Genomic DNA, 14036 nt, shown 5'->3' with positions numbered 1-14036 from the left:
CTTCATTTTAACATAAAACTTATATTTTGTACCCGTTTCCACGGAAAAGAATGTGTACAAACTGGAAACATAACCACAATGTATTTATACTGTAACTATATAAACGAAGTAATCGTCAGGAGGTTTCACAAAATGGCTAAAGAAAGTTCATTTGATATCGTTTCACAGGTAGATCTTTCAGAAGTAGACAATGCGATCAATATCGCAACAAAAGAAATCACAACTCGTTATGACTTTAAGGGGAGTAAAAGTGAGATCACACTAGACAAATCTAGTGAAGAGCTCGTACTCGTTTCGGATGATGAGTACAAGTTAGAGCAGCTAAAAGACGTTTTGATCACAAAGCTGATCAAACGCGGCGTGCCAACTAAAAACTTGGATTACAGCAAAATTGAGCAAGCATCAGGTGGAACGGTTCGCCAACGTGCTAAGTTGGTAACCGGAATCGATAAAGATAACGCTAAGAAAATCAATGTGTTGATCAAGAATTCTGGACTAAAAGTGAAAAGCCAAGTTCAAGATGATCAAGTTCGTGTAACAGCAAAGAGCAGAGACGATCTTCAACAGATTATTGCACTTGTTAGAGAAGCAAACCTGCCGATCGACGTGCAGTTCATCAACTACAGATAAAAAAAGGATGACCCAAAAGCAATTAGCTCTTGGGTCATCCTCTTTATTATACCGATTTCTTCTGATTCGGCGAATCGAGCAGTTTCATCTGTTCGAGTTCAATCCTCATCTTTTGGGTTTCGATTACATAGTTGTCATGCTTTAAACGTTCCAGTTCTATCTCATCTTGTAGCATCTTATGTTTAAGTTTCGTCTGTTGTTGGAAATGACCTAGTACGATTGCAATAATGGGGATCGAGAATATCATAATGACTGTGATTGTTCCTGTCATGGTATTCCTCCTAGAAATTATTACCTTCTAACCCAATAATAACAAATAGTCATGCTGTTCGTACAGGTTATTCGTTAAGCTGTTTTCGCCAACATTCGCACTTCCCTCAATAAGATGCTCTTAAGAAACGGCTTTTTTTACACCGTTCTTGATCATTTCCTCTGACAACCTTGCTAATTCTTTTGCATCTTGATGTTGATCTGGATAGATCGGTGGATGCACGGTAAGGTGAACATCAGCTGGTTTGATCCAGAACTTTTGTTGTTCCATAATTTTATAAGAACCGTTGATCGTAACGGGAATGATTGGCACCCCAGATTTAGTCGCTAGTTTAAAACTGCCGGCTTTAAACTCCGACATATCGTCGCCTTTACTTCTCGTTCCTTCAGGAAAGATCACAAGAGAGGTTCCGTTCTTCAACAGTTTAGCGCCCTCGTTGATCGCTTGCACAGACTGCCTTACATTCTTACGGTCCATGAATAAACAGTTCAACTGCTCCATCCATGTCCCGATAAACGGCATCTTCTTTACTTCGATCTTCGAGATAAAGGCTTTTGGTTTCTGGATATAGCCTAGAAGAATCGGAATATCGAAGTTACCTTGATGATTACTGACAAAAAGAACAGCTGTATCTTTCGGGATGTTTTCCTCACCACTCACCGATACACGCGTTCCACTTAGTTTAACGAGTGAAGTTGACCACTCTTTTACTTTCTCGTCAACCAATCGGTCACGCTCTTCTATCTTTCCGGCATTATAAAACTTTTTCACACGGTTTAATGAAGGGATCAATTTTAATAAAATTCCCCAAAAATAAATAAACCAAATAATCGTTCTCAACACGTTTCCCCCACTTTACTTGATGATTAATTTCCCATACTCTCGAGATGGTTGTTTTCTTAGTGATGCTGCTGGAAAAATAAACGTCCATGGCATACTTGTATCAGGAGAAATTTCCAACGTATAACGGGAAGCCATCTCACTAATCGTATGTTCCTCTTCTGTATACAGCACTTTTTTACCGATTAAAGAAAAAGGCTCTGTTGAATAATTATTTATAAGCACTGTCACTAAAAATTCTTCCTTATGATTATAAGCTGTTTTCAAGATCACAGCCTGCTGTCTCACATGTTCTTCTGAGTGCAATTCAGAAAAGACCCGTTCTATCTCTTCTCTATCTTGGCGGGCTATAGTCTTGTCCCATGCTGATTCAAACTCCAGTTTTTGCAAGATTATCCCCTCCTTTGAACCATATTATCATATTTTCTTGTAAACCACTGAATTTCAAAGATTGAGCCGCAAGAGATCACTCCCTCCACGGCCACATTTTATATAAAATTATTCAAAAACAGAACTTGCTGCTTCCACCAGCTTCGTTTTCTCCGCTTTTCTGTCTGTGTATTCCTTCATCAAATACTCCATCCTGTAGAATAAGCCATCCTTTTTCCAAGCAAGGATAGGAAGATCTGCACTACCTGAAAAATAGGCATCCGTGCCATCACTAAGCTCAACCTCATCTTGCGTTTCTAATTTCTCCGTCTTCGGGAGAAAGTTTGATACTCGATAAGCTAAATAAACATTCTGCCCCTGTTGTTCCGGATAAAAAACGGAGTCTACAAGGATATTTCGTTTTTCACCCCAATCGGAGATCTGATAGGTTGAAAGAGCAACTTTAAACGGCAATTGATCAGGCAGTTCCAATGAGAACGGAACGGCTTTTAACGTTTCTTTCTTAGATACTGGATCGTAATAACGAGGATAAGCGCCTTTTGGATGATCTTGCAGTGTTAAACCTTTATCGTTCAGCGTTCTTTTTTCTTCACTCGAACACCCAGCTAGCAAAACGGCTATGATTACGAATATAAACCAACCCCACTTATTCAACACGCTTCACCTGCTTCTTTTATTTTTGTAAGAAAGATGAAACCTTTACGCGCCAGTTATGATCACACGTTGCTTGTATCGTTCCTCTTTTCAGAATATAGTTTGCCATCAGTTCAGACATATCGATCGAAATATCCTTCACGACGCGTTTTCCTTTAAACATGTGATAATCACCGCCTCCACCCGCACGATAATTGTTCATCACTACCTCGTACAAGGAGTCTTTTTCAATCGGTTTTCCCTTATACATCAAATTCACGATTCGGTGTCCGATCGGCTTTGACAGGTCAATCGTGTAATCGATACCTTCCCACATATCGTAGTTGTAATGTTGAGGCTTAGGAATCGAAAATGCTGGATTTATGATCGGATTTCCCTCTTCATTTACAGAAAAATAAGAAGCTGACCGTTCTAGTGCATCCTTCATATCTTGTCCTGTTAGCTCAATCACTTTTAACGTGTTAGGGTACACATAGTTGGAAACGATATCGCGCATCGTTATATGTTTTGAGAACCCTTCTGAGTGGTCATCGAACAGGGCGGTACTTGAAATATCTACACCCGCTGCATCCATCTGCACTTTATTGATGAATTCAATAAACGGATGATCCTTTAGCCTCGTTAACATCGGATCAGTAATCTTCATATCTCCGTCTACTTGCCCTATAGGTTGATCCAACCATTTCTGTGTTTGACTTTCATAAGGCTGAATAAGACCCAGTACCTGTTGATCAGGTCCGTAGTCACTCACAGAAAGCAGTTTCGCTCGTTTTTCCTTCACTTTCCATGAATCACCCTCACCATCGAGCTTTACTTCTACATACCCAAGCTCAGTTCCTTGTGTTCCAGCCTGAATGATAGTGACTCCGTTCACTTCACCATCAAGCAAGCGATGCTGATGACCTGTTAAAAGCACATCGATTCCTTCAACCTCCATACAGAGCTGATACGCTTGATTCTCTTTCGTGAGCGTTTCTGTTGGTTCTCCAGTTTTAAGATCTCTCTCAAACCCACCATGATAAGAAACAATAATGACATCTGACTTCGATTGTAGATAAGGAACCCATTTTTTTGCCGTCTCCACCGCATCTAGAAAGGAAAGACCTTTAATATGCTCGGGATTCTCCCAGTTCGGTACATATTGTGTTGTTAATCCTAAGAGCGCTACTTTTATCCCACACTCTAATGTTTTAATTACAAAAGGTTTTCCGAATGCTGGTTTCTCTGTTCCTTGGTGCACGATGTTAGCTGAAAGCCAAGGGAATCTAGATTCTTCAATCGTCTTATGTAGATAGGGAAGACCATAATTAAACTCATGATTTCCTATTATTGCAGCATCATAGTTCAGTTCATTTAAAACATGAACCATCGGATTCACGTCACTTTGATCTATTTTAGCGTGATAGTATGTGAGTGGTGTTCCTTGGATGAGGTCTCCATTATCGATGAGGAAGGTGTTGAGGTGGTTAGATATGTTTTCTTTTATTAGTGCTGCAGTTTTTGCCAACCCTATATCTGCATTTTCATTATTAGCGTAAGTTAACGGGAGAACATAGCCGTGAATATCGCTTGTCACATAAATATGAATGGATTGTTTCATACCTTCTCCCCACCTTCTTTATTAACTGTTTATAACCTAAATTATACCACCAGTTTCTAACCCTCACTTTAAAAATTAGTTGATGATATTCGACAATATTTCCAGGGGAATGATTGTTATTCTACAAAAATTTACACAGACCCACTAAGAATAAATTATTTTTATCCAACAAAATCTTTTTATGAAAGATTTGAAATTTTTTACAAGGAAATACGTTTGATATAACGAATAGTATAACTTTGTCGTTTTATAGAAAATAGGGGGATCTATCATCATGAATACGAATGTAAAAACAAAAATTAAAAAGAAAAGAAATCAATCCAATTACAGAGCTTTATTACTTCCTTTTGCAGTTGTTATAATTTTGATCGCAGCAGTGATCTGGAATAACGTAAGACAAGAGACAAAGCTTCCTGATCCTGATTGGAGCCGATCGATAAGCACACCCGCTCAATCCATTAGCGCTGAACCAACTGTTATAAAAAGAGATGACCAATATTATGCTTATACTCATCAAAAAGACGGTTTACAGGTGACAACTTTAGACGAAAAGCTAAATCTACTCTCTGAAAAAAAAGAGAATCTTGCTCTCGATGAAAGAGCGAGCTATTGGACAAACGGGAAACAGATTGCCTTTATCTCTCGTGGTGAGCTCATTCTGTATGAAGATGGAAAACAAACAGTCATAGATAAAGATGTAGATCTTTTAGCTGATGCAAAAGATCGATTTGCTTATTCAAAAGGTAATGAAGTATTTGTTTATATGCCTGAAGATGGAAAGAGTCAATCTATCTTTACAGCTAAAGAAAAGCTATCAGAAATATCAGGTCACCCAGCATCTCAATCATTTATCCTGACTGTTGGTGAAAAAGTAGAAATGGAAGCTTTTTATTTAAAAGAAGCTGACGGAAAATATAGCGCTCAATCTATTACGCGATACAGCAAAACACCGACAGATAAGATCTATAACTTCCGCTTTGCTGAAGCAGATGATCAAGTTCATTTTATGTATACCTTTTATTCTTCTAAACAAGGAACGAAGACGTTTAAAACGTTTTACGGTGCAGCACCAACGGATCAACTTACAGCAATTGATTTCAGCAATGTTAAGCTATACAGCTCAAAGCTTGGTTATGAGATCGAGAATCCTTCCTACCAGCAGTTGAACGTAGAAAATAACAAACCTATCATTTTATTTGCAGCGAAAGGACCGATTTCTACTAAAAAGGAAGCGGGCAACATTTACAAAGCAACCTTAAATGGCGATAAATGGGAAGCAGCCCGAATCAGTACAACGAGTGATTTTTCAGTTTATCCGATACAGGTGGATGAAAAGACGATTGCTTGGTTAAAAGCAGAATCTGTCAGTGATTATAGACTTTATTTAGCAAGCAAAGATTCAGAGATTAAGAGTGCGAGTAAAAAAATAGGGAAACAAGATTTATATACAGCCACGTTTGACGCGTTTACGGCTTTCGTTGTATCGTTCATCGCTATGACAAACGCATTCATTTGGGTAGTGCCATCTGTATTGTTCTTAGGCATCCTCTATTTTGTAAGGATAGACGTTATTGAGGATGAAAAACCTTGGGCAAAATGGACTGCGATCGCACTTTTTGTAATTACTCAGCTTTATGTTATTCAGTCTCTGTTCAACAACACATTCTATACACTAGCACCAAAATACCTTACCTTTACCGGAAGCTCATTCATCATTCCTATGATTGTTTCCGCGATCGCACTGTGGGTGATGCAGGTTGCTAGAGATAAGGATTGGGGATTATTTGCACAAGTCTCTTATTTTATCGGACTTACGGTATTGTTCGAACTCTTTGTTGTTGGAACGTATGTGTACTAGGGCTTGTTCCTGAGTAATTTAGCGGATTGGCCGGATAATCTGTCCAATCCAATAGATTATCTGTCCATTTCACGTATTAATCTATCCAATTGATTCTGTCCAATTGAAGAGATAATCTGTCCAATCTATTTTACTTTGAGTTTACATGCATACATCTGAGAAAAAAGGACCCTGTTGAAGGGTCCTTTTCCGTTATCCTTGTATGTTAATAAGCTCCCAAACTCTCAGGGCTCGGATACACGTATGGATCTTTAATTGGTTTAATTTTTTCTAGAGACTCAACCTGCACTAATGGCAGGCGCACTTTGTTCAATTCTGTTTCGTCGATGATTCCTGTAACGGTATACCATTCATCCGCTTTAAGTTTGGATACGCCATCACCTTCAATAATGGTTCCATATACCACGGCATCCGCGCTACAGCAGTTCATGGAAAAGCGTGCAATAACAGCTTGATTCTCGCTCATCCCGTTTTCACGATACACAAATCCTGTCGTTTCAATTTCTTTTCCCTTGAACTTATCCAGGTAGATATCCAAAACAGTCATCGTATCGAGATAGTGATCAGATGTTACTTTCACTTTATCCTTCGCCAACTGTTCTTTTCCGAACTTTTTATAATACGCCGTAACATCATAAGTCTCGATCGGATTTTCTTCTTTAACGTTCTTTTCCATCTCTTTAATATAACCTTCTGGATCATCTAAATAGGCTTCCACATCAATATTTTGTGTAGTCGTTACTTTACCATCATCCGTTTTCTGAGCTGGTTTAGCATAAAGTCCCGTTCCGTAACGAATGCCACGCTTCTCAGCAACAGAGCTGTCCATCGCTTTTTCAGGGATCATGAACCCTGTAAGAAGAGGAATCACAAAGATCACATAGATAAAGAAATGCTTGAGCGGCCTACCCTTAGGTGTATGATCCACACCACATCCACATGCGTCATCATGCTGTTCATCCGATCGTCTAAAGAACTGCATCACACCTAAAATCCCTAAAATGACGATCGCAAAATAGACGAAGATATGCATTTTCGGTGCTACATAATAATTCAGCTTCCCTGTTGTGATTAATCCGATCAGCAGGAGCATGAAACCGATTAAGATGATACCTCTTAAATACGTATGAAAATCTCGACTCTCTTTATTCATTGTTTCTTCCCTCCCTTTCTATACCACAAATTGATACACCATCGTTACAGCAAAAACAGTTAGCGTTATTAATCCCATTAATACAAATACAAAACGCGTCTTAAAATAAGCGAACATCATAAGCATGTTCTTCACATCAAGCATCGGTCCATAAACCAAGAACGCAATGATCGATCCTACCGTAAACGTACTTCCAAATGATGCTGCGATAAAGGCATCCGCCTCTGAACAAATAGATAACAAGAAAGCAAGTCCCATCATCAGACCTGTTGATGACCACTCATTGCCTCCTAGCGCCAAAAGGTCATTACGATTGATGAACACTTGGAACATACTTGCTAAAAACGCACCGAAAATGAGGAACTTGCCTGTATCAAAGAATTCATCAGATGCATGATACACCGTTTGTTTCCAACGGCTCATCGTAATACCATGTGAATGATCGTGAGCGCCATGCTCTACGTGTAATCTGAGTTGATCTTTATTGCGAAAAACCCAATAGACGATCAATCCAATGATGATTGCCACAAGAAGTGCCAGTCCAATTCTTCCATATACGACTGCCATATTGTTACGAAAGGCATAAAAAGTGGATAGGATAACGACTGGGTTTACGATTGGTACGGTTAATAAGAAAACCGTTCCAAGGTGCAGCGGAAGTCCTTTTTTGATCAAGCGTCTTACGACAGGTATGATCGCACACTCGCAGACTGGGAAAATCACTCCCATAAATAGAACAACACCGATTCCTAAGAATGGATTCTTTGGAATCAACCGCTGGATATGCTGTTCTGTTACAAAGGTTTGAATCAGTGCAGAAACGAAAACTCCTAATAAGATAAAGGGAACTGCTTCTATTAAAATACTTAAAAACACCGTGTTCACATGCATGATGGAACTTGGTAAGTTATCAAATACAGAATCATTTTTTATTTCTTCCATAAATAGAAAAGAAATAATAAAGATAGCCAGCAATAAAAGCCCTATCATTTCTTTTCTTATAACATCTCTTGTTGCGAGGTCCTTCATCGTCTAATGCTCCTCTACTTCATTTGTTCTATGTATTTCTCTACTCGTTTTGTAATGAATAAATCTAGTATCTTTTTTTTTTGGAATGCACCCTATATTTAATCGTAATTATTACGCTTTGTAAAGACCAAAAAAAAAGAAACCAAGGTGAATTACCCTTGGTTTGCTAAACGTTTATATAAAGCATGTGTCCCGCTATTCTCTTCACCCATCTCAGCAAGCTCGTCGTACAGCTTTTTCGCGAGTTGTAATCCTGGTGTCAGTAAGCCCATCTCTTCCGCTGATTTCAATGCGATGTTCATATCTTTTATAAAATGTTTTACGTAAAAGCCAGGAGCAAAATCTCCTTTTAGAATTCTTGGCCCAAGATTGCTAAGGTTCCAGCTTCCTGCAGCACCCGATTCGATACTTTTCAGCACGTTCTCTGGGTCTAATCCTGCTTTTTCCGCGTAAAGAATCGCTTCGCAAACGCCCATCATACCTGAGGCGATCGCAATCTGATTACACATTTTTGTATGCTGACCAGATCCAGCTTTTCCTTGATAAACAACGTTCGTACCCATTTTAGAGAAGATTGGCTCCATATCGTGGAATGCAGACTCTGAACCGCCTACCATGATGGATAGTTTGGCATCTCTGGCACCGATATCACCGCCAGAAACGGGTGCATCAAGCGTTGCAATATTCCGTTCAGCAGCCGTTCTCTCAATTTTTTGCGCCAGTTGCGGACTAGAAGTTGTCATATCGATTAAATATGAACCTTCTTTGGCGTGAGCTACTAACCCTTCTGCACCTAAATAGACTTCTTCTACATCTTTTGGATAGCCGACCATCGTGATGATCACATCACAGTTTTGAGCGATTTCTTTTGGTGTGTCTGCCCATTTAGCTCCTTTTTCAAGAAGGTCTTCTGCTTTTGCTTTCGTTCTTGTATAAACATGGACTGGATAACCTGCATTCATCAAGTGACCGGCCATGCTTTTTCCCATTACACCTGTTCCGATAAATCCAACACTTTGCAAATTTCCTCACTCCTTTCACTCATTATAACGAAGAATAACGAAAATAAAAAAGACACCGCTTTTTAGGCGATGACCTCTCCTTGAAGAATGCGTTCGATCTTTAATTGAGCTAGCTCATAATCCATATCTAGGTTTGTTAACATCGATAGCATGTCATCGTTCGAATGCTTTTTAAAAAGTTGGTATAAGTTCGGTTTTCTTCTCTTGATCATGGTCATCATCTCAATAGTAGGTAATGTTCTGCCGGTTGGTTTAATACGTAAAAAAGAGCGGATGTATTGTGTGAAAGCGGGTATAGCCTCTACAGTGTCTGGTAGTGTGTCTAATAGCTCCTGAAGCTTCAATAATGAATCAATCAGTTCTTTATTTCTTTCCACGAATTCGTCCCTCATCTTTCTCCGAAATTGTGTTACTTTGTTAAAGTTTCGCCTGTTTAGTCATTCATAATAAGTATCGGCAGTTTCATAGAAACTTTAATGTGGGGTCTGACCCCACACAATTTATTTCCCTCGCCGATTTACTCCACAGCTCTTAAGAGAATGCTCCATTTATGATCATTCATTCTCATCTTTTCAAAATCTCGTTATCTACACGAACCTCCCATGCATCCAATCTTACTAGTGTTCCTCAATACCTTTTGACCTGTTTCTTCTCTTTTTATGTGCAGCACGCGCAGTCCTTTAGGTGTATTCTTTATTTCCCTCATAAGTCTACCCTACTGTTTATTCGTTTTCATATTTACGCGTCTGTATATAAATGGTAAATTGAACATGTCGACAAAGGGGTCCCGTATTACGGCAGGAGGTTTGGAAGATGAAAAAACATCTAGTTACTAGTGTTTTAACATTCTGTCTCGCAGCTTTTTCGGTACCAAGTGCTTTTGCTCAAGATCAGATTTCCTATAAAAAAGAAATTTTAAGGATGCAGCCTGATTTAACATCAGCTGAATTGCTTTCAAGTGTTCGATCGATCGCGAAGAACACAGGTAATACAGAGGATGCTCTACTACAACAGATCTACGAAGAATTAAAACACGACCAATCAAAGAGTAAAAAAGAAAACGGCACGATCGGTACGATGGGAAGCAGCGGAGGAACTGTATCCGTTGGACCTAGTTCGAAAGGTAATTTCTATTACACGGCATCTCAAACCGCCTACATGAACCATGGACACGTGGGCATGTACTATTCGAGCGACGTTATTGTTGAATCTGTTCCTGAAACAGGTGTACGGACAATCTCCACTACTTTACGAAAAGTGGATCAAGGAGATGCACAGGTCAAATCCGTTACAACAAGCTCTACAAACCGTAATAATGCTGCAAACTGGGCATTCAGCCGCGTAGGCATTGACGCCTATTCTTATAACTTCGTGACCAACCGAACAACTTCACATATCGGTGATAAGAACTGTTCCAAATTGGTCTGGTCTGCCTATAAATTAAATGGAAACTTAGATCTAGATGTAGATGGCGGGTTAGGTGTATATCCACGGGATGTCAGAGATGCACCAGGCACTCAGCTTGTCCGGAATATATAAAAAATAATAAGGCAATAAGGACGTAGAACTACGAACTTATTGCCTTATTTTCATAAGAAGGAGTTTACAGTGAAAAAAATAATCTTCTTTTTATTATTAATTATCTTAATCAGTGGATTGGTATATAAACTGTACCTCGACAAGAACTTTAGTGCTTCTCTTTCTATTGAGAATGAAGCAATCAAACAAACGAATTTTTTAACAGATAAGAAAGCTGTGCTCTATTTTTCAACGACAGCAGATCAAGATATGGATGGAAAAGGAGTAAGCCTTGCTGTATTCATCAAAGATTCAGGTGAAGCGGATGCATTTAAGATGAAAGGCTTAGAACTCGGCAGTGTAGCTACGAGTCAAAATGAAGTTTTGTTAGTAGATAAAAATAAAATCCGGCTAGTCGGAGACACATATAAAGAATTTGGCATGGATAAATCCCAGTATACGGGTGAAAGAACGGGATACTTGGAGAAAGAAAAATTATACTTTACTGTTTTCAATACGGGTGTAGGTGCTAAGGGCGGGTATGATTCAAACATCCTCTATGGTAACAAAAGAGGATTTCATAAAGAAAACATTCCCCATTACATTGCCGCTTCAGGAATAGATCAAAGTGAAATCGTTGTGTTAACTCAAGATAATCTGAAGGAAGAGTTTCATATCAGAAAAGTAAAGTTGTCAAAGAATGATATAACTACTCAAGATATTCTAAAAATTAATCATTCAAAAGAAACTAATTTTAGCACTATGTCTGCAATCCTAAGCGACGAAACGTTTTACTATTTTGTTGGACAAAAAACGCTAGGAGAAGTTACGGAAACGATAGATACAGATATTGTGCTTTATCGGATCGATAAAAACACGCATGCTCAAGATGAGTTCACCCTCTCTTCTTATAGAGACGAAAAGAATATCACAGCGCACTACCCATTCAATATAAAAAACTCTGCTCACTTATATAATGACGTCTTGTATTACGCAAACGGCTTAGGTGAGGTATTTGAATTTGAAACGAAAACCGGGAAAGTGAATAAAACATTGACCATGAAAAACGTTAGAAAAGACGGAGTGAGACATAACGAAGAGCTCTTTTACAAAGACGACAATCTTTACGTCTTAAGACATGACGAAAAACTAAAAGAAAAATACTACATCGAGCACTATTCCTTAACTGAAGGAAAGAAGATAGAAAATATTAAAATCAATGGTTTAAACGAGATCCTACAATCGATCAAAGGTAAGTCTATCTATTCCTATGATTTCAAGATGCTAAAATAAAAAATGTGAGTCTAGAACTTATTAAAGTTCTAGGCTCACATTTCTTTTTATCTTCACTCGATAGATCACAATGGCGATAACAACCAGAATGGTATACACGATAAACACGTTACGATAAATAGCATCTAACGCCATTCCTTGCTGTCCCTCGATTAAGAGTCCTGCAACGGCTACACCGAGCGCTCCGCCAAAAAATTGCACCAGCTGAAGCATACCCATCCCAGATCCTACTTCATCCTCGCTTAAGATTCTAGAGTTTTCATTAGCCAAGCTTGACGTTAAGCTAGAGAACCCAATGCTCGTAAACATGTAGAAGATTGCCGTGAGATAGAATGCCTTTGTTGCAAAAAGAGAAAACAGCACGACTGACAACAACAGTGCCACAAGCCCCGTGCGCATGACAGGCAGATTCCCAAATCGATCAATCCAGCGTCCCACATAGATTGCTGCTAACGCGGATAGCATAGCACCTGGAAAAATAACAAACCCAATCGTAGCTGGTTCTTTTCCAAATAAGTTCGACAACATGACGGGCATCACGAACAACAGCGCAAAATGGGTCATGAACGCGATCAGTCCTATAATTAAGAGCGACACATACAAAGTATTCTTAAACAAACTCACACGAATAAACGGATCTTCCTTCTTCTTTGAATAAAATACGAGTGTGCCAAAGAATAGTACACTCAATCCCAGCAAGTACCAAGAAAATGAAGAAAGATAGAGTAACAATGAAGTTACTCCACCGCCTGTTAATAATGCGCCCACAAAGTCGAACGATCCTTCCCGTTTTTGTTCAACAGGCAGGTAGACCTTAAATACTGGCAGCAACAGCAGCACGAGACCTGTTACGATGAAAAGAAAATTCCATCCTAATAACTGTGTGATACTGCCTCCGATTACGGGTCCTAACCCGAAGCCAAGAGATGCCGCTGATGAGATCAAGGACATGGCGCGTCCTCGCCTCGATATCGGAATGTACCTCGTTGCAAGCACCATGCCTAGACCTGGCACCGCACCCGCTCCCATCGCTTGAACCATACGACTGACCAATACAAATTCAAAACTATTTGAAAAATATCCGATGATAGAGGCAATTCCTAAGATGATGACACCTGTAAATAACAATCTTCCAATCGGTATAAAATCTGATAATCTACTGAATGTGATCGTCGATAAGGCAAATACGATCGAATAGCCTGAAACAATCCATGATCCTGCAGTCGGACTCAGGTCAAATTCCGAGATAACACTCGGTAATGCCACGTTAAACATCGTCGTATTCATGACTACAAGCCATACAGTTAGACTCCATAATGGAATAATCCGGTTCTCCTGAATCGTTCCATACCCTTCCTCTTTAGCCATTCGTTCACCTTCTTTCTCTAATAATGTTTTCTAATGGAATGTTACTTTTGAACTTTTTTTATTCACTTCATTGACGATTGATTGAAGTGGAAGATGCGAGACTCCTACGGGACGAGCGGTCAGTCTGAAAAGTGGAAGTGGCTCGTTCAGCCCCGACCAGCAGAAGATGAATGGGCTATGAAGGCGCACTTTGCCTTATTGACCGTTCAACTTTTGACCTCGAGGGGCTAGCCACTGCAACTAGACAGGTGGAGACTCCTAATGGCGCGTAGCGGCAGGAGGCTCACCGTTCGCCCCGTGGAAAGGGAGCATATGCAACGGAAATCAACTACTTTCAAGAACCACCATTTACGCTAAAACAGCCTTCTCTTAAAAAACAATATTCCCATCTTATCATGGGTCTATAGAAT

14 protein-coding genes are annotated in these 14036 nt (G+C 39.4%); 4 read left to right on the top strand and 10 right to left on the bottom strand.

Annotated elements, in window-relative coordinates; genetic code table 11:
* The first annotated feature begins 132 nt into the window (after nt 1-132).
* Nucleotides 133-630 carry a YajQ family cyclic di-GMP-binding protein gene (locus ACFS5O_RS04610; protein WP_066399173.1) on the top strand — a complete coding sequence of 166 codons (498 nt, stop codon included), beginning with the start codon at nt 133-135 and terminating at the stop codon, nt 628-630.
* A gap of 46 nt (nt 631-676) precedes the next feature.
* On the opposite strand, the gene ACFS5O_RS04605 is transcribed toward ACFS5O_RS04610, so the two are convergent.
* The 5 genes from ACFS5O_RS04605 to ACFS5O_RS04585 all read right to left on the bottom strand — a co-directional run bounded on the left by ACFS5O_RS04605 (nt 677) and on the right by ACFS5O_RS04585 (nt 4385).
* Nucleotides 677-901: a hypothetical protein gene (locus ACFS5O_RS04605; protein WP_205724885.1), complete on the bottom strand. Its 225-nt coding sequence runs from the start codon at nt 899-901 to the stop codon at nt 677-679.
* Between the two features lie 120 nt (nt 902-1021).
* Entirely contained in the window at nt 1022-1744 is a 723-nt protein-coding gene (locus ACFS5O_RS04600) for a lysophospholipid acyltransferase family protein (RefSeq protein ID WP_205724884.1), read from the bottom strand.
* Nucleotides 1745-1756: 12 nt separating this feature from the next.
* Nucleotides 1757-2131, bottom strand: coding sequence for an SLAP domain-containing protein (locus tag ACFS5O_RS04595; RefSeq protein ID WP_205724883.1), 375 nt, complete (start codon nt 2129-2131; stop codon nt 1757-1759).
* A gap of 108 nt (nt 2132-2239) precedes the next feature.
* Nucleotides 2240-2785 carry a hypothetical protein gene (locus ACFS5O_RS04590; RefSeq protein ID WP_205724882.1) on the bottom strand — a complete coding sequence of 182 codons (546 nt, stop codon included), beginning with the start codon at nt 2783-2785 and terminating at the stop codon, nt 2240-2242.
* Nucleotides 2786-2804: 19 nt separating this feature from the next.
* Nucleotides 2805-4385 (bottom strand): bifunctional metallophosphatase/5'-nucleotidase, encoded by a 1581-nt coding sequence (locus ACFS5O_RS04585; RefSeq protein WP_205724881.1) that lies wholly within the window; start codon nt 4383-4385, stop codon nt 2805-2807.
* Nucleotides 4386-4659: 274 nt separating this feature from the next.
* Between ACFS5O_RS04585 and ACFS5O_RS04580 the strand changes: the two genes are divergently transcribed.
* Entirely contained in the window at nt 4660-6243 is a 1584-nt protein-coding gene (locus tag ACFS5O_RS04580; RefSeq protein ID WP_205724880.1) for a hypothetical protein, read from the top strand.
* Nucleotides 6244-6448: 205 nt separating this feature from the next.
* On the opposite strand, the gene ACFS5O_RS04575 is transcribed toward ACFS5O_RS04580, so the two are convergent.
* The 4 genes from ACFS5O_RS04575 to ACFS5O_RS04560 form a co-directional block, all read right to left on the bottom strand.
* A complete protein-coding gene (locus ACFS5O_RS04575) occupies nt 6449-7396 on the bottom strand; it encodes a TIGR03943 family putative permease subunit (RefSeq protein ID WP_205724879.1) in 948 nt (315 codons plus the stop codon).
* Nucleotides 7397-7414: 18 nt separating this feature from the next.
* On the bottom strand, nt 7415-8425 hold the full coding sequence (locus ACFS5O_RS04570; RefSeq protein WP_205724878.1) for a permease: 1011 nt from the start codon (nt 8423-8425) through the stop codon (nt 7415-7417).
* Between the two features lie 152 nt (nt 8426-8577).
* Nucleotides 8578-9447, bottom strand: coding sequence for an NAD(P)-dependent oxidoreductase (locus ACFS5O_RS04565; protein ID WP_318300099.1), 870 nt, complete (start codon nt 9445-9447; stop codon nt 8578-8580).
* 62 nt (nt 9448-9509) lie between these two features.
* On the bottom strand, nt 9510-9824 hold the full coding sequence (locus tag ACFS5O_RS04560; RefSeq protein WP_205724877.1) for a hypothetical protein: 315 nt from the start codon (nt 9822-9824) through the stop codon (nt 9510-9512).
* A gap of 436 nt (nt 9825-10260) precedes the next feature.
* Between ACFS5O_RS04560 and ACFS5O_RS04555 the strand changes: the two genes are divergently transcribed.
* On the top strand, nt 10261-10986 hold the full coding sequence (locus tag ACFS5O_RS04555; protein WP_205724876.1) for a hypothetical protein: 726 nt from the start codon (nt 10261-10263) through the stop codon (nt 10984-10986).
* Between the two features lie 69 nt (nt 10987-11055).
* Nucleotides 11056-12258, top strand: a complete 1203-nt coding sequence (locus tag ACFS5O_RS04550; RefSeq protein WP_205724875.1) for a hypothetical protein — start codon at nt 11056-11058, stop codon at nt 12256-12258.
* 21 nt (nt 12259-12279) lie between these two features.
* On the opposite strand, the gene ACFS5O_RS04545 is transcribed toward ACFS5O_RS04550, so the two are convergent.
* Complete coding sequence (locus ACFS5O_RS04545) at nt 12280-13626, bottom strand: MFS transporter (RefSeq protein WP_205724874.1); 1347 nt, start codon at nt 13624-13626, stop codon at nt 12280-12282.
* Between the last annotated feature and the right edge of the window lie 410 nt (nt 13627-14036).

The sequence above is a fragment of the Fictibacillus nanhaiensis genome (assembly GCF_042686385.1).
Classification (GTDB): Bacteria; Bacillota; Bacilli; order Bacillales; family Fictibacillaceae; genus Fictibacillus; species Fictibacillus nanhaiensis.
Note: the sequence above shows the minus strand (reverse complement) of the source record. Positions and strands in the feature narration are given on the sequence as shown.

Coding starts and splice junctions, on each gene's coding strand:
- ACFS5O_RS04555 (WP_205724876.1), top strand. CDS start 10,261: ATGAAAAAACATCTAGTTACTAGTGTTTTAACATTCTGTCTCGCAGCT.
- ACFS5O_RS04570 (WP_205724878.1), bottom strand. CDS start 8,425: ATGAAGGACCTCGCAACAAGAGATGTTATAAGAAAAGAAATGATAGGG.
- ACFS5O_RS04610 (WP_066399173.1), top strand. CDS start 133: ATGGCTAAAGAAAGTTCATTTGATATCGTTTCACAGGTAGATCTTTCA.
- ACFS5O_RS04580 (WP_205724880.1), top strand. CDS start 4,660: ATGAATACGAATGTAAAAACAAAAATTAAAAAGAAAAGAAATCAATCC.
- ACFS5O_RS04585 (WP_205724881.1), bottom strand. CDS start 4,385: ATGAAACAATCCATTCATATTTATGTGACAAGCGATATTCACGGCTAT.
- ACFS5O_RS04545 (WP_205724874.1), bottom strand. CDS start 13,626: ATGGCTAAAGAGGAAGGGTATGGAACGATTCAGGAGAACCGGATTATT.
- ACFS5O_RS04575 (WP_205724879.1), bottom strand. CDS start 7,396: ATGAATAAAGAGAGTCGAGATTTTCATACGTATTTAAGAGGTATCATC.
- ACFS5O_RS04605 (WP_205724885.1), bottom strand. CDS start 901: ATGACAGGAACAATCACAGTCATTATGATATTCTCGATCCCCATTATT.